This is a genomic window from Sphingobacterium sp. (assembly GCF_039596235.1).
Lineage (GTDB): Bacteria > Bacteroidota > Bacteroidia > Sphingobacteriales > Sphingobacteriaceae > Sphingobacterium.
In genome coordinates, this window is record NZ_JBCNKE010000010.1 from 1 (window position 1) to 15,490 (window position 15,490).

Consider the following 15,490-nt stretch of genomic DNA (forward strand, 5'->3'; position numbering starts at 1 on the left):
TTAAGGCTGCTGCTGCGAATGTTTTTACTAGCGTTTTCATAATGTCTTTATTTTATTGTGTTAGTATTCTTGTTCTTATTTGTTGACTCAAAACTACAACACGATGCGCCTCTGGCCTATGGACTTTAGACCAACGATCGGGAAAACTCGGTGAATGGTAGGAACGGGGAGGTGAAGCGAGTTGCATTTCAGAATAATTTTGCCCATATTCATCTTATATATTAAACGACAATGTCAGGCAACCTAACCTTTAAAACAGTAAAAATCCTCTTCTTTATACTGATGATTGCATATACTAACTCAGTTTATAGCCAAAACATCTTACGGTATACGAGGGACAAAGATTTCACCATTGAAACACTTCCAAATGTCCCAGTAGCAAAAATGGAGAAGGAAGCGGTCTTTTATACTTCGAATGGTGCAGAAAAAATAAAAACCACCTATATTTTTAACAAGCGCAACCGAGTTGTATCCGAATCCAGACACAATGAGACCAGAGAACAAACGTTTTTTTTCGAAAACAAATATCTAAACGATACGATACTCCTGGAAAGAAGAATGGAAGTTAAGCATCCGCTCCTCCCTCTAAAAGTAGAAACCATATATTATACCAGAGATCGTAAAGGGAATATAACAAAGCAAATGGCCCTAAATGATCTTGGGGAATGTACCTGGAAGATAGACATTGCATACAACGAACAGGGAGATCCTATTCATTATATGGAAAATGATGGCAAGTATGGTTTTACAAAAGCCGAATATGATTACACAAATGATTTAGTAATAAGCACCGAGTATGATCAACGAGGAACCGCGGTTAAAACAGAGAAAGGATATATCAGCAAAAACGGGAAAATAAGCGACGATATTGTCTATGATACATACGGGAACTTTCTATCTTCATCTACAGTGTTCTATGAATATAAATATGACAAATACGGCAATTGGATATCAGCAACACGGTTTCAAAAAAAAGGTAAAGAGAAAAAATCATTGGAAAAGAGAAAAATAACATATTCCAAAATTTAACAAAACTATTTCAAACCGACTATTGTTCTTACTATACAGAACGGCAACAAGCTTCCTTTCGAAAGAAAGGTTCAACATAAAAATTGGCGTCGTACAGTGAAAATCCAATTGTCTTCAAAAACATTGGATGACGAAACAAAAAAGAGGAAACGATAGGAAACATAAAAATTACTGTACAATTAAACGCTAAGAGAAAGGGTCTGATGAGAATCAGGCCCTTTTGATGTAAAAATATATTCATGCAGATACCAACTTATCCCTAATCACAATTTTCGACCAATTTTTAGACAGTAATTAGTCACTGGTTATTCAGTCTTCATTGAGTAATCACCGAGCAAGCACTGAACGAGCACTGAACAAGCTCTGTTGAAATATCAAATTTGATCCCTCTTTGAATCCCATTTGCTGCAAAAACATTAAAAGAATGGAAAGGAGCTAAAACAGAAAAAGCCACATCCGTAGACATGGCTTCACAACTTATATATTTGTAAGGGATGGCTCTTATTTATAGGAATTGATTGATTTGGATACTTTCCAGTTATTACCTTCACGTACCAAAGTCACAAGGTCTACTTTGCTGAAATTTTCAAATTTTAGAGTCACTTTAGCCACCATATAGTCAGCTGATTCTTCTAAGATGTCTGTGCTTACTTCACAGTTCAACTTCTCTCCTTTTTGCTTTTTCAAAGATTTAACCACTGCTTCACGGCCATGAGATTGTGCATTGGAAGATTGGATCTTTTGGTTGAAATCAGCAGCGAACAATTGCTCCACACCTGCAGATTCACCTTCGGTCGTGACCGCAACATAATGCTCAAGAGCAAAGTCTGCGGTTGAAAGGTTAACGTTTGTTTTTGCTGATTTGGAACCTGGTCCTTCAGCGGCCATAGCGAATGTGGATACTGCGATTAAAGCTGCTGCTGCGAATGTTTTTACTAATGCTTTCATAATGTTTTTATTTTATTGTGTTAGTAGTATTGTTGTTCTTATTTGTTGACTCAAAACTACGACACAATACGCCTCAGGCCTATGGGCTTTAGACCAACGATCTAGAAAACTCGGTGAATGGCGGGAATGGGGAGGTGAAGGTCAATAATAAATTATCGACTTTTTGATAATCTGACGATAACAGCTATCTTTAATATTAAAACTTCCAAGCTTTGAGCACAAGAGTCTATAATATCAATAAATATAGTTAATATGAGAAAGTTTATATTAGTTACCGCAGTGTTGTTGATTATCTCTCAGATAGCTTTAGGTCAAAAGAATAACGACTTTCCATCCTTTGAAAAGTTCTATTCCAGTTTGACTCATACTATGAGATATCCTTCAATACTTCAAGAAAATTGTGCTTCAACGCTAACACTAATCAAAGTTATTTTTGATAATAAAGGAGAGATTGATTCCTTAACTTTTTCGGATAGTGCACATCCCAAATTTGTCGAATATATGCAGACAATAAAAGGACAGCTTGATTTCAAGAGTATTTACATAGATCTAAAACAAAAAGGATATGAGTCCAAGCCTATACTAATACCTATTTGTATTGATTTTGAAAAAATAGGTGAATGCAGATCAAGGATTACATCCGATCTCAAAAACATGTATCTTTTCTCCGGGAAGCAATTTTCAGGCGAATATTTTCTATATCCAAACATTTATTTCAGATATGTAGTAGGAAAAACTCACGAAGAACATTTTTAATCTCTTAAATCTGTTCCCATATTGACGATCAAATAAAGAAGAAGGGCGGAACGTTGTTCCGCCTTTCTTCTTTATTTGATCTTGCTTTTGCTACACATTCAGTGAATGCTTTCCCTGCTTTAAATTTTGGTATTTTCCTTGCCTTTATTTTTATCGTGCGCCAGTTTGCTGGTTGCGGACTACGGGTAGCTATTACAGCTTAATAACTAAAAAGTAGCTCTGATTATAAATTTTGTCATATTCAATCCGACTTATTCTAATCAGTCTTTACGTAGAAAAAATTGCAAGCATCATCCAAAACAATATTGATCTTATTTCCTACTTTTTTAATTTCAAGTTCGTGTGAAGCAGTTCCTCCTGAATAACTCAAAACCAATAGAGTTCTAAAAATCCCGTATTCTACGCGATATTCTCCGTTACCCCAATAATAACTTCTATATTTATTATCATCAAGCAAAGTTAGCGTATCATCACTGTCAGGAAGTTCTGCTAAGGTACCACATTCGTGATATTTGAAATAATATTTTCCCAATACCATCGATGGAGTAATTAGCCGAGCAAAAATGATCGCTAAAGCTAATAAAAACAAGATAGTTAAGAATGGCCAACTTTTAGTTTTTCTCACTATTAATCCAGGGTTTTGCTGATGGTTATTATTGAACTGCATACATTAAAACATGTTAAGTCTATTATTGCTCACAGAATCTATAGATTTTTTGATCAGAAAGCCTTTTTAAATATAATCTTCTTTCGCCATAATAGGTCTCAATCCGATTAATTACCGCGATCGCAATGCAAACAAAAAGTCGTATTATAAGACGTAGTATATATGATGGAATTTCAGAAAACTCAATTTCACCAGTAAAAATATTTACAAGAGTATAAAGGGAAAATAAAAACAAACAATACTTTATAATAACCCATAGTATTTTATATTTTTTCATCTCAATTATTTATATACACTCATTTCCGTTGGCATACCTATCAACTCATAATAATACGAAAAATAAAAAGCCACATCTCACGACGCGGCCTTAAAATAAACATATGTTTCACTAGTGATCTGCCTTGTACCGATCTAGGCAGATCACTAGTTAGTTATTTATACGAATTAATCGATTTGGACACTTTCCATTCATTCCCCACACGCTCCAACGTAACTAAGTCAGTTTTGGTGAAGCCCTCAAATTTCAAGGTCACTTTAGCCACCATATAGTCTGCTGACTCCTCGATGATATCGGTGCTCACTGCACAGTTCAAACGCTCACCTTTTTGTTTTTTCAAAGATTTAACCACTGCTTCACGGCTATGAGTTTGCGCATTGGAAGATTGAACTTTTTGACTAAAGTTTTCGGCAAACAATTGCTCTACCCCCGCCGACTCTCCTTCGGTTGTGACCGCAACATAGTGCTCAAGAGCAAAATCTGCTGTGGAAAGGTTAACGTTGGCTTTTGCTGATTTGGAACCTGGTCCTTCAGCCGCCATTGCGAAAGTGGATACTGCGATTAATGCTGCTGCTGCGAATGTTTTTACTAGCGTTTTCATAATGTCTTTATTTTATTGTGTTAGTAGTATTGTTGTTCTTATTTGTTGACTCAAAACTACAACACAATACGCTCTTAGCCTATGGACTTTAGACCAACGATCGGGAAAACTCGGTGAATGGCGGGAATGGGGAGGTGAATATTTTTTATTATATTGATATGGAATCAACGGTCAAATTATTTATGAATATAGAGTCTAATTCATCCACTAGTCAAACGAAAAATAAAATGTATGGTGGATTGTTTGGCATTGCGGTTGGTGATGCTCTTGGCGTACCATTTGAATTCAGGCAGAAAGAAGATATGCTAAAAAATCCAGCTAATGAAATGATCGGATTTGGCAGCCATAATCAACCTATGGGTACCTGGTCGGATGATACATCTTTAACCTTATGTCTCGCGGACTCGTTGTTAGGTGGGTATGATTTGGAGGATATCTCCAAAAAATTTATAGCTTGGAAGGAAGGTAAGTTGTGGACGGCAAGAGGAGAAGTATTTGATATTGGTATCACCACGGCTAAATCGATCGGTGAGCTTAAAAATATTATCGAATCCGGGCAAATCGGCGAGCTAAAAGCGCTAAAATATCAGGCAAAAGAACGAGATAACGGCAATGGTTCGTTAATGAGAATATTGCCCCTTTTATTTGAAATCAAAGGACTTAGTCCGTCGGAACAATTTGAGAAAATTTGGGAGATTTCGGCGCTAACGCATAAACATGTACGCGCTGCAATGGCATGTTTTATCTACCTTAAATTAGCGGAACTCATTTTGCTCGGTTTGGCCAAAGAGCAGGCTTACGCTGAAATGCGGAATCAGGTTTCTAAATTCTGGGCGGATAGCAATTTCCCTGAGTCAGAAATAATCCATTTTAATAGCACGATTTTGCATGACATTCGGTCTAAATCACCTAATGAATTAAGGTCAAGTGGTTATGTAATCGATAGTTTAGAATCGAGCTTATGGTTTTTTATGGAAAAAGAAAACTATAGGGATACTGTATTATCTATTATTAACCTTGGCGAAGATACAGACACCGGAGCTGCGATTGTAGGAGGATTAGCTGGTTTGTACTATGGATTGGAAAGTATACCTGAAGATTGGCTCCTGAACCTCGCCCGCTATGATGATATCAAATTGCTGATAGAAAAAATAGCGAGAAGATATCCGGATTAGGAATTCGATAGTAACCCCTAGCAAGATAGACTTATTTCAACCATGTCAATTTTAAAGCATCTAAATATTTGTTTTTAAAACTATTTTAGATCTGCTATTGTTCTTACAATACAAAACGGCAGCAAGCTTCCTTTCAAAAGAAAGGTTCAACATAAAAATTGGCGTCGTACAGTGAAAATCTAATAGTCTTTAAAAACATTGGATGACGAAACAAAAAAGAGGAAACGATAGGAAACATAAAAATTACTGTACAATTAAACGCTAAGAGAAAGGGCCTGATTATCATCAGGCCCTTTCGACGTAAAAAAAACACATCTCACGATGAGACTCTACAACTTATATATTTATAAGGAGATTCTTATTTATACGAAGCAAACAAAGCCCGCATATGCGGGCTTTGTTTGCTATGATTCACCATCATTTTTATATTTAATTAATATATCCGGATAACCATATCTATTAGTATGAACACAATGAAAATTTGCCGCCCATTGAGACGGTCGCCAAAATGGCCAAAACCTTTGGCATAACGGTGGATTTTTAATCGGGGAAGGAGAAAACACTTCTTACGGCAAGGAAACGTTAGAACGTATCAACGACATACAGAAAATGGATACCGAAACCAAAAGTGTCCTATTCAACTTCATTGATACCTACAAGGAGCCGGCGATACTCAGATAAAATAACAGCTTAAAGTAATGGGGTCATATCAAATGGCTATTTTGATATGACCCCATTATACTATTTCTTGCTTTTTTAAAGTGTCTCCTAAAGAACTAATCTATCCCCATCTTTTGACAAAAAGCATCAAATTCCTCGTCTACCAACTTAGACACATTATTATTCACAGTTATACTTTCCCCTTTCGACTGCTTTAAATTATTAATCATTGATATATAGCCTTGCAACAGTTGATCTGGTCCTGTATTCTGATGATCGATCACTCTTTTGATTACCTTATCGTTTTTGACAAAAGATATAGAGTAATGAACTGATGCTCCCGTACCGCCTCCAATATACTCCTGCTTTAAAGAATGTATATCCAAATGACTAAAACCTGAAAATATATCATTGACAATATGTTGACTAAGCCGATAGCTAGCAAGCTTATTTGTGCTGTTTTTATAATAATAATATCCTTGTTTATTAAAGTAAAATGATTCATCTAAACATTCATACCCTTCTCCAAAAAACAATTTAGAAACAATGATTCCATCAAAAAGAATATCTTTTGCATTTTTGGGTCTGACATACCTTATGTCATATTGCATATTTCGATCAAATAACACCAAACTATCTTTTGTTAGATTTCTTATTAAGTAGGTATGCCACCGTTTTCGCTCAAGATCCCAAATCCGCAAAGAATCGTTTCTAATGTCGAAATTTGTCATAGATCCAGTGGTCATACCATCACAAACATTGGATTCATTTTTTCTATAAAATGCACATCTCATTTTACAGGAGTCATTTTGAAACTTAAAACCACAGTTATCACGAATTTTTGAAATAATTCTTCCTGTTCCGATGTTGGGCAAGCCAGAAGTATCAAAAACCCAATCACCCTGTATATTTTTTATTGATTCTTCCTTTTTATTGGAGCCACACGAAAGCGTTAATACGCCAATAACCACACTAAAAATAAATACAAAACGATTCATCAGCTGATAAATAACACTTTAGGCATCATTTTTCCCATATTCAATAAGTCGATCTCCCATCACCTTGTCTGAATAATCCCTGCCTTTTAATCGCAAATAATATTCGATCAAATCCGTAGCATGACTTATAGAAAATAAAGTATATATTTGATGCCATTTCTGTCAAAAATAAGTTCCTCATTAGATTCTTCACTGTTAAGAATACAAATTTCAGATGACAGGTCCAGTGTGTTTAAACAATAAATACCGAGATCCTCGGGATCCGAATCTAACGGTATACCCATCTTGATGTAAAGTTCATCCAATCGCTCTGGATTTTCCGAAAATTTAATTGTTTCTAACACATTCATAACATCTAAAATATATCACCTATAGCTTATTTTACGCGTAATGACCTGATCGGTTTTATTTCGTTTTTTATTCTTTCTTGTTCGCTTTATCCAATTACCTTTATCATCGTATTTATAGCTAAATTTATAGGTTTCCGTATCAACAGAATCGCCATATTCATTATACTCGTATTTCGGATTTTTAACGGTATAGTCGATAAGACCTTTTGAGGTGCTTATGGTCTCATTTTGAGCATTAACTATTGATGTATAGACAATGTTATTTGGGTAATCATACGATGCAGCTTCATAGCCATATTTTCCTCCATCTATTTCCAATTTGATCGGGTTGCCTTTCTCATCATTTAGGTACTCCATTTCCTTATAAATATCTGTCTCACCTTCTGTTTTGATCTGTTTAATCAAAAAATTATTTTGGTCATAGTGATATACTATAACAGACTTATCATTCTGATTATAAGGACCGCTGCTAAATACAATTTGTTTTACCAACAAAGTATCATCTCTAAACTCATTCTGGTATGATCCGCGATAGCCACGTTCCACAAAATAACTCTGACCGCTAATGGCTCGCTGTCGTTCATTAAAATAATGAACTTCCTTTCTGGTTTCAGTATTACCTGAAAGACCATAAAGAATAGATTCAATTTCTACGTGATCAACGAGACTCTTTTCGTTAAAAATAAGGTCAATCTCGCGAGATAATCTTGTGTTTATGCTCTGCCCTTTTACAGTGGTTATAAATAAAATAGACAAAATCCAATATCCAGGAATTAGATGTTTAAACCACATAAAATATGTATTTTAGGTTATCGTAATTTTTAATAATACAGCAGATATTTTTTACAAAAGACAGCAACCAGTCAATTGTCCTCCCTTTACCCGCTAAAATTATATAAAAAACTCAATTTTCAGAATTAATTGAGAACAAAAAAAGCCACATTTCCCGACGTGGCCTTAAATAAGGGTCAATATATTTTAGAAATAGTCATTTTAAGCTTTCTTTTTCACATCGCACTTACCAATCATTTTCCGTTCAAAGGAATAAAAAAAGTAGCCGGTTCATAATCATCTTCCACTAACAGAAAACCTTTTAAATAGAATAAATAGGCTATAGAATATTTTGCACTTAATGGGCTGACAAACTCACTTTTTAAGAACAAATTATCCATACCAGCTTTACGAAAAGTAAATCGCTCAATAATATCTGAAAGCGGTTTATCCTTATATTTTAATATTTCTGGGTCTTTATTAAAAATATCATTTTTATCAACTATTTCTGCTATAAAAGCTTCATCCTGAGGGTTGGTTAAAAGGTCATTAAGAAATTGCGAAAAACTCATCTCCGTATGCATGTTTTCCTTAAAATAATTTCTAAACCACATAATTCGTCCCTTAAAAAGTCTATTATTTTTTGTTTTTCCATATATAAGATGTAGATCGATTCTATCATAAAAAACTTCGCTGTTTTGGCTTAAGACAAACTCTTTAATACCTACTGATTTGTTTAACTTTTTCGTTAGAGTATCTATGGAAGTACTTTTATCATTATCTAAAACAATATCATTTCTATCAGAAGCCTTATTTTGACATGATATGTTTAATATTAATCCAACGAACAAACATATTTTAAAAATTAATTTCATTTATAAATCATATTGTTTGGGTTTTTCAATAGATCTGGATCTATTTTTTCATCGCCGTAAGAATCTCTAAGTTCCAAATTGTAGATTTTTCCGTGTTCAATGCGTTGCCCTTGTTAAAATAAGATATGCAATAAAACTGATACATTCAAATATCAACTTATACCTATTCACAATTTTCAACCAATTTTTAGACAGTAATTAGTCACTGGTTATGCAGTCTTCATTGAGTAATCACTGGCGAGTACGGAACAGTTCTGTTTAAATACCTAATTTGATCGCTTGTTGAACCGAATTTGTTGCAAAAAATTAAAAGAATAGGAAGGAGCTAAAACAGAAAAAGCCACGTCCTGAGACATGGCTTCACAACTTATATATTTATAAGGGATGGCTCTTATTTGTAGGAATTGATTGATTTGGATACTTTCCAGCTATTACCTTCACGTGCCAAAGTCACAAGGTCTACTTTGCTGAAATTTTCAAATTTTAGAGTCAATTTAGCCACTATATAGTCAGCTGATTCTTCTAAAATGTCTGTACTTACCGCACAGTTCAGCTTCTCTCCTTTTTGCTTTTTCAAAGATTTAACCACTGCTTCACGGCCATGAGATTGTGCATTGGAAGTTTGGATCTTTTGGCTGAAATCTTCGGCAAATAACTGCTCTACGCCTGCAGATTCACCTTCTGTCGTCACTGCAACATAATGCTCAAGGGCAAAGTCTGCGGTTGAAAGGTTAACGTTTGCTTTTGCTGATTTGGAACCTGGTCCTTCAGCTGCCATAGCGAATGTGGATACTGCGACTAAGGCTGCTGCTGCGAATGTTTTTACTAATGCTTTCATAATGTTTTTATTTTATTGTGTTAGTTCTGTTGTTCTTATTTGTTGAATCAAAACTACGACACAATACGCCCCTAGCCTATGGGCTTTAGACCAACCATCAGGAAAACTCGGTGAATGAAGGAAATGGGGAGGTGAAAGAATAGACTATTACTTGCTAACGGACAAAAAATCATCAAACGCGATACAATCTACTCGTATTTCTTTTTGTTTGATCATAGCTCTTGAAGCAAAAATTGATAATGGGTTTATTATGGTTGATTTTTCTCCGTTTGTTTCTATCTTTTCAACATCCCACATACCGACCAAAGCTATTATATGCTTGTCAAAAATAGGGTGGGCATTAAAAAATAAATTACCGTTCGAATATCCGTATGCAATGGATTTATATTTATTCCATATCAAACCATAAGAAATCCCAGTTTGGTAATCGTATGTCTCAAGAAAGAATACAGTGTCGCAAGATGATATAAAATTCAGGCTATCCATATCAATGACTTGTCGCCTTATATTTGCGTCTAGATCATATCCTTTTTTTCTTAACTTATTCTTTATTTGAATTTCAGATATTTTGGACGAAACATTACTAGGAAATGCTGACTGAGCAAATGAATACCCTCCAAAAAAGAGTATTATCCCAATTAGCAATAAGACCTTTTTACTCATTATTAATCAATCAGATAGATTCGTCTTAAAGTTGATTATATTATCCCGCCAAGGATCCAAATAATCTAACCCTCTTTCTTCAAATATTTCCTCAAGCTTTTCGGCACCATACTCCCTTTTAAAGGCTAATTCATCTTCTGTAATAGGCACTAACCAATAGAAATGGACTGACTTACTCTCATCAAGGTTAAGAACTTACAGTTCGGGTCCATCCAAATAAGGCAACGAAATCAGCCCATAGGAGCAAGAGGCCCCCAATCGCCATCCTCTTCCCCAATTGATGGTATGCCAGTGTCCTAAACGCGAGCGGAATCTATGAAAATGAGCAACCACAATCAATGATTCAACTAAGGTTTGGTCTTGCTCATCAGAAAAAATGTGCAGTTCGAGGGCAAATTCATCATCATAGCAGGACATCCCCAGAGTGGCATAAGCCCACATGTTGCGTTCGGTTGTTGGGGGAAATTCCAAGATCCTAAAATGATCGCCTAAGTTGCGATATGGGCCTTTTTTCCAAGTAAACGCCTTATAATATTGTCCCCAATTGGAGATATAGTGCGCTAAAAGTTTTTGTTGATATAAGTCCTTGTCCATTTTAATAAGTCAATTCAAGTTATCAAAAATAATTTACTCAAAATAAAACTATTTCAAACCGACTATTGTTCTTACCATACAAAACGGCTACAAGTTACCTTTCGAAAGAAAGGTTCGACATAAAAATTGGCGTCGTACAGTGAAAATCCAATTGTCTTTAAAAACATTGGATGACGAAACACAAAAGAGGAAACGATAGGAAACATACAACTTACTGTACAAAAAACGCTAAGAGAAAGGGTCTGATGAGAAATCAGGCCCTTTTGACGTAAAAAGCCACATCTCGCGAGGTGGCCTTAAATAAACATATGATTCACTAGCGGTTTGGCTTCTATGACTCGTAAACCACCAGTGATAAGGTAATATTTATACGAATTGATTGATTTAGATACTTTCCAGCTGTTACCTTCGCGCTCCAACGTAACCAAGCCAATCTTGGTGAAGCTCTCAAATTTCAAGGTCACTTTAGCCACCATATAGTCAGCTGATTCTTCAAGGATATCAGTGCTTACTGCACAGTTCAAACGCTCACCTTTTTGTTTTTTCAAATATTTTACAACTTCCTCACGGCTGTTGGTCTTTGCATTTGCCAATTGAACTTTTTGACTAAAGTCTTCGGCGAACAATTGCTCCACACCTGCTGGTTCTCCCTCCGGCAAATAACAATTTAAATATCACTATTGGCAGCCTGTTCAAATAATTCGTGTAACTTTTGTTGAAGTAGCTTTTTATCCGGTAATTGTGTTTTATATTCCGCAACTACCGTTGGTGAAAGACTGCGGCTCAAAGCATACTCAACCACCTCACTATCTTTATCTTTACATAATAGAACACCAATACTTGCATTCTCATTGGATCGCTTAACGTCTCGATCAAGCGCCTCTAGATAAAAATTCAATTGACCAAGATGCTCGGGCTTAAATTTATCTACTTTTAATTCAAATGCCACTAAACACTGTAATCCTCTATGAAAAAAAAGTAGATCAATATAAAAGTCAGAGTTTCCTACTTGTACTTTATATTCTTGGTCAATAAATAGGAAGTCTCGCCCTAGCTCAAGAATAAAATCTTTCATCTGACGAAGCAGCCCTTTTTGAAGATCGCCTTCATTATAGGATTCTGGTAAATTTAAAAAGTCAAAAACGTAGCTATCTTTAAACGCTTTACTAATGTCTACTTCAAATTCTCTCGGCAGTGACGAGAGTTTTACATTTCCGATCATTGCGCGTTCAAAGACAGAACTATTAATCTGTCGCTCCAACTCCCTGGAACTATATTTTTCCTCGATAGTTAGCTTCAAATAAAATTCCTTTTCCTCAACTGTCTTGGTACGACTAAAAATTAAAACATTATTTGTCCAACTCAATTCTCTCGTCAATGCCGAGAGTCTTTCACTGCTGCGATAAGTTTCGTAAAACTGTTTCATTCGCCAAAGATTCTTATCTGAAAAACCTTTCAATTCAGGTTCTTGCTGCTTAATGAAAAAAGCCAATTCTTTGACGACCGACTGTCCCCATTCGGAAGTTTCAATACGCGCGCTAATATACTTTCCAATACGCCAATATAAATTCATTAATTCCGTATTAACTGCCTTAATAGCTTTAGATTGAGATTCTTTAATAAGCTGGATAATTTCTACAAAACGCTGCTCCATGTATAAGGTTTATTTCTCAAATATATAAAAATCTAAAAAAATTAGCAATCAAAAGAAAATCTTATTATCACAAAAAACACCACATCAATCGATGTAGTGTCATAACATGATATATTTATTTAAGATGACTCCTAATTTATACGAATTGATTGATTTAGATACTTTCCAGTCACTTCCCACACGCTCCAAAGTAACTAAATCAGTTTTGGTAAAATCTTCAAATTTCAACGTTACTTTAGCCACTATATAGTCAGCGGACTCTTCGATGATATCCGTGCTGACCTCACAGTTCAAACGCTCACCTTTTTGTTTTTCAAAGATTTAACCACCGCTTCACGGCTATGAGTTTGCGAGTTAGTAGTATTGTTGTTCTTATTTGTTGACTCAAAACTACGACACAATAAGCCCCTAGCATACAGGCTTTAGAGCAACGATCAGGAAAAATCGGTGAATGGCTGGAATGGGGAGGTGAACTGATTATGAACTAGATCTCCGGCTATATCAAATAAATGAATATTATTTTTTAGTTTTAAATCAGTCAATTACCAAATTTATCACTGTTAACAGTTTTATGAAAGTACAAGTATCAGCAAGTTTTAAAAAACATGCACGTAAAACGATCTTATCTATTTTCGTCTTTGCATTTACCTATATTTTCCTGCTTCTATTTGCAATAGGAATTACGGTTGGTTTTACCCTCTTAGGTATATTAATTTTTACTTCCAAACCGATGTTCCTAACAGCGGTTGCCTGTCTAGGGCTGTTTGCCTCCGGTCTCACGGTTTTATTTTTTCTTGTAAAGTTTATATTTGCTTCGACAAAAGTAGATACGAGCCATCTGACCAAAATTACTGAACAGGATGAACCGGAACTATTTTCCTTAATCCATCAGATTGTCGACGAAGTTGGCACCAGTTTCCCAAAGAAGGTGTTCCTATCTCATGATGTCAATGCCTCAGTATTTTATGATTCAAGTTTTTGGAGCATGTTTCTTCCCATAAGAAAGAATCTACAGATCGGTGTGGGCTTAATAAATGCTGTAACTGAACAGGAATTAAAAGCCATTCTTGCACATGAATTCGGACATTTTTCACAGAAAAGTATGAAAGTCGGTAGTTATGTCTATCATGTCAATCAAATCATCTACAATATGCTATATAAAAATGAGTCGCTGGACCGCACATTTGAAACATGGGGAAATGTGAGTGGCTATTCTGCTATTTTTATCGGTATATCGGTTTTTATTATCCAGCAGATTCAAAACATCTTGAAATACCTTTACAGATATGTTAATCTAAATTATTTGGCATTGTCCCGGGAAATGGAATTTCATGCAGATGAAATTGCAGCACATGTAGCTGGTTCCAAAGCCTTAGCAGACTCTTTATTGCGATTGGGTTTTGCAAATCATGCATTAAATTATGTTTTTAATTTTTATGATGGAAAGATCGCTGATAATATCCGCAGCAATAATATTTATCACGAACAACATTGTGTGATGCACCTGCTTGCAGAGAGATCTAGGTATCAGGTTCAAGAAGGCTTCCCTCAGATCGAACTGGCGACATTAAAAAGATATGATAAATCGAAATTGAATCTCGAAAATCAATGGGCTTCACATCCAACGGATGAAGAACGAGTGAAAGCCTTGTGGAAACTTAATATCATAAAGACTGATGTTTCGAATAAACCTGCTATTGCCTTACTTGCAGATGGAGCTGCAATAGCAAGTCAAATTTCGGACAAGCTATTTTCGAATATCCAATATCAGCAAGCCCCAGCAGTTTTTGAGCTCCAGACATTCAAAGATAATTTTGAAAGTCAAATCAACAAATATACCATCAATCCAAAATTTAACGATTTCTACGATTACAACAACCCTATACTACAAGGCGATCAATTAGCGGCAAAAGAGCATATTGGTCTAACATTTGACGAATTGTTTGCGGATGACAGAATTGAGCTGTTCTATGAGCTCAACAGTCTGAAAAATGACAAATATGTTGTGGAAGCAATACACAAGGGGGAAATTAAACTAAAAACCTTCGATTATGATGGTAAAAAATACCGGGATATCGATGCCGATGAGCTTTTGTTAAAAATTGATAACGACATCCAGGATATAACGCGTCAAGTAGACGGCTATAATCATCAAATACATCATTATTTTTTACAGCTTTCCATTGCACAGAACCGTAAAGAAGAATTTGATCAGAAATATTATGATTTTGCGGCTTTCCATAAAACATTTGATGAGTCGCAGGCGATTTATGACGACATGAACGAAAATACTGCGTTTCTCGCTCAGACCTTGCCATTTGGGGAAATCGAAGCAAGAGTGAGTGACCTCAAAAGAAGAGAAACGGTTTTCAAAAATAAATTAGCCAAGCTTATATCACTGCAGGACAACATACAGCCGCCAATGGATGCAACTTTGTTGACTACACTAGATAAATATATTGCTACGGACTTGTTATACTTTAATGTAGATCAGTACAAAGAGGAAAATGTTCAAATTCTGCTGCAGGCTATTACAGCATATAAAAGCTTATTGGATGACATCTATTTTTCAAAGAAAAAAACATATTTAGATTTTATACTTCTGCTTGAAAAAGATAAACATCAACAGTAAAA

At 35.4% G+C, this 15,490-nt stretch carries 17 protein-coding genes; 4 read left to right on the forward strand and 13 right to left on the reverse strand.

The genetic code is table 11. The features are described from left to right. Positions 1-231 precede the first annotated feature (231 nt). Positions 232-1,029, forward strand: a complete 798-nt coding sequence (locus tag ABDW32_RS18960) for a hypothetical protein (protein WP_343565230.1) — start codon at positions 232-234, stop codon at positions 1,027-1,029. Positions 1,030-1,530: 501 nt separating this feature from the next. Here the strand turns inward: ABDW32_RS18960 and ABDW32_RS18965 are convergent. Continuing rightward, complete coding sequence (locus ABDW32_RS18965) at positions 1,531-1,977, reverse strand: nuclear transport factor 2 family protein (RefSeq protein WP_343565232.1); 447 nt, start codon at positions 1,975-1,977, stop codon at positions 1,531-1,533. 252 nt (positions 1,978-2,229) lie between these two features. On the opposite strand from ABDW32_RS18965, the gene ABDW32_RS18970 reads away from it, so the two are divergent. Then, entirely contained in the window at positions 2,230-2,733 is a 504-nt protein-coding gene (locus ABDW32_RS18970) for a hypothetical protein (RefSeq protein ID WP_343565234.1), read from the forward strand. 256 nt (positions 2,734-2,989) lie between these two features. Here the strand turns inward: ABDW32_RS18970 and ABDW32_RS18975 are convergent, their stop codons facing one another. Both ABDW32_RS18975 and ABDW32_RS18980 read right to left on the reverse strand, forming a co-directional pair. Continuing rightward, positions 2,990-3,400, reverse strand: coding sequence for a hypothetical protein (locus tag ABDW32_RS18975; protein WP_343565236.1), 411 nt, complete (start codon positions 3,398-3,400; stop codon positions 2,990-2,992). Between the two features lie 431 nt (positions 3,401-3,831). Then, positions 3,832-4,278 (reverse strand): nuclear transport factor 2 family protein, encoded by a 447-nt coding sequence (locus ABDW32_RS18980; RefSeq protein ID WP_343565238.1) that lies wholly within the window; start codon positions 4,276-4,278, stop codon positions 3,832-3,834. 158 nt (positions 4,279-4,436) lie between these two features. Between ABDW32_RS18980 and ABDW32_RS18985 the strand changes: the two genes are divergently transcribed. After that, positions 4,437-5,453: an ADP-ribosylglycohydrolase family protein gene (locus tag ABDW32_RS18985; protein ID WP_343565240.1), complete on the forward strand. Its 1,017-nt coding sequence runs from the start codon at positions 4,437-4,439 to the stop codon at positions 5,451-5,453. A gap of 776 nt (positions 5,454-6,229) precedes the next feature. Here ABDW32_RS18985 and ABDW32_RS18990 read toward each other — a convergent pair. The 10 genes from ABDW32_RS18990 to ABDW32_RS19035 all read right to left on the reverse strand — a co-directional run bounded on the left by ABDW32_RS18990 (position 6,230) and on the right by ABDW32_RS19035 (position 13,150). Then, a complete protein-coding gene (locus tag ABDW32_RS18990) occupies positions 6,230-7,111 on the reverse strand; it encodes a hypothetical protein (protein WP_343565242.1) in 882 nt (293 codons plus the stop codon). 125 nt (positions 7,112-7,236) lie between these two features. Further along, on the reverse strand, positions 7,237-7,461 hold the full coding sequence (locus tag ABDW32_RS18995; RefSeq protein ID WP_343565244.1) for a hypothetical protein: 225 nt from the start codon (positions 7,459-7,461) through the stop codon (positions 7,237-7,239). Between the two features lie 15 nt (positions 7,462-7,476). Further along, complete coding sequence (locus ABDW32_RS19000) at positions 7,477-8,253, reverse strand: hypothetical protein (protein WP_343565246.1); 777 nt, start codon at positions 8,251-8,253, stop codon at positions 7,477-7,479. A gap of 233 nt (positions 8,254-8,486) precedes the next feature. Continuing rightward, positions 8,487-9,107: a hypothetical protein gene (locus ABDW32_RS19005; RefSeq protein WP_343565248.1), complete on the reverse strand. Its 621-nt coding sequence runs from the start codon at positions 9,105-9,107 to the stop codon at positions 8,487-8,489. Between the two features lie 391 nt (positions 9,108-9,498). Beyond that, positions 9,499-9,945: a hypothetical protein gene (locus ABDW32_RS19010; RefSeq protein WP_343565250.1), complete on the reverse strand. Its 447-nt coding sequence runs from the start codon at positions 9,943-9,945 to the stop codon at positions 9,499-9,501. 147 nt (positions 9,946-10,092) lie between these two features. Then, positions 10,093-10,608 carry a hypothetical protein gene (locus tag ABDW32_RS19015; RefSeq protein WP_343565252.1) on the reverse strand — a complete coding sequence of 172 codons (516 nt, stop codon included), beginning with the start codon at positions 10,606-10,608 and terminating at the stop codon, positions 10,093-10,095. A gap of 195 nt (positions 10,609-10,803) precedes the next feature. After that, positions 10,804-11,202, reverse strand: coding sequence for a hypothetical protein (locus tag ABDW32_RS19020; protein WP_343565254.1), 399 nt, complete (start codon positions 11,200-11,202; stop codon positions 10,804-10,806). Positions 11,203-11,498: 296 nt separating this feature from the next. Next, entirely contained in the window at positions 11,499-11,861 is a 363-nt protein-coding gene (locus tag ABDW32_RS19025) for a hypothetical protein (protein ID WP_343565256.1), read from the reverse strand. An 8-nt stretch (positions 11,862-11,869) separates the two neighbouring features. Then, positions 11,870-12,856 carry a PDDEXK nuclease domain-containing protein gene (locus tag ABDW32_RS19030; RefSeq protein ID WP_343565258.1) on the reverse strand — a complete coding sequence of 329 codons (987 nt, stop codon included), beginning with the start codon at positions 12,854-12,856 and terminating at the stop codon, positions 11,870-11,872. A 99-nt stretch (positions 12,857-12,955) separates the two neighbouring features. Then, on the reverse strand, positions 12,956-13,150 hold the full coding sequence (locus ABDW32_RS19035) for a hypothetical protein (protein ID WP_343565260.1): 195 nt from the start codon (positions 13,148-13,150) through the stop codon (positions 12,956-12,958). A 277-nt stretch (positions 13,151-13,427) separates the two neighbouring features. Between ABDW32_RS19035 and ABDW32_RS19040 the strand changes: the two genes are divergently transcribed. Next, entirely contained in the window at positions 13,428-15,488 is a 2,061-nt protein-coding gene (locus ABDW32_RS19040) for a M48 family metallopeptidase (RefSeq protein ID WP_343565262.1), read from the forward strand. Positions 15,489-15,490 lie beyond the last annotated feature (2 nt).

Excerpts from the sequence above, each read along its gene's own strand:
- ABDW32_RS19040 (WP_343565262.1), top strand. The coding sequence starts at position 13,428 with ATGAAAGTACAAGTATCAGCAAGTTTTAAAAAACATGCACGTAAAACG.
- ABDW32_RS18990 (WP_343565242.1), bottom strand. The coding sequence starts at position 7,111 with ATGAATCGTTTTGTATTTATTTTTAGTGTGGTTATTGGCGTATTAACG.
- ABDW32_RS18995 (WP_343565244.1), bottom strand. The coding sequence starts at position 7,461 with ATGAATGTGTTAGAAACAATTAAATTTTCGGAAAATCCAGAGCGATTG.
- ABDW32_RS18975 (WP_343565236.1), bottom strand. The coding sequence starts at position 3,400 with ATGCAGTTCAATAATAACCATCAGCAAAACCCTGGATTAATAGTGAGA.
- ABDW32_RS18970 (WP_343565234.1), top strand. The coding sequence starts at position 2,230 with ATGAGAAAGTTTATATTAGTTACCGCAGTGTTGTTGATTATCTCTCAG.
- ABDW32_RS19015 (WP_343565252.1), bottom strand. The coding sequence starts at position 10,608 with ATGAGTAAAAAGGTCTTATTGCTAATTGGGATAATACTCTTTTTTGGA.
- ABDW32_RS18980 (WP_343565238.1), bottom strand. The coding sequence starts at position 4,278 with ATGAAAACGCTAGTAAAAACATTCGCAGCAGCAGCATTAATCGCAGTA.
- ABDW32_RS18960 (WP_343565230.1), top strand. The coding sequence starts at position 232 with ATGTCAGGCAACCTAACCTTTAAAACAGTAAAAATCCTCTTCTTTATA.
- ABDW32_RS18965 (WP_343565232.1), bottom strand. The coding sequence starts at position 1,977 with ATGAAAGCATTAGTAAAAACATTCGCAGCAGCAGCTTTAATCGCAGTA.
- ABDW32_RS19005 (WP_343565248.1), bottom strand. The coding sequence starts at position 9,107 with ATGAAATTAATTTTTAAAATATGTTTGTTCGTTGGATTAATATTAAAC.
- ABDW32_RS19010 (WP_343565250.1), bottom strand. The coding sequence starts at position 9,945 with ATGAAAGCATTAGTAAAAACATTCGCAGCAGCAGCCTTAGTCGCAGTA.
- ABDW32_RS19020 (WP_343565254.1), bottom strand. The coding sequence starts at position 11,202 with ATGGACAAGGACTTATATCAACAAAAACTTTTAGCGCACTATATCTCC.
- ABDW32_RS19000 (WP_343565246.1), bottom strand. The coding sequence starts at position 8,253 with ATGTGGTTTAAACATCTAATTCCTGGATATTGGATTTTGTCTATTTTA.
- ABDW32_RS18985 (WP_343565240.1), top strand. The coding sequence starts at position 4,437 with ATGGAATCAACGGTCAAATTATTTATGAATATAGAGTCTAATTCATCC.
- ABDW32_RS19030 (WP_343565258.1), bottom strand. The coding sequence starts at position 12,856 with ATGGAGCAGCGTTTTGTAGAAATTATCCAGCTTATTAAAGAATCTCAA.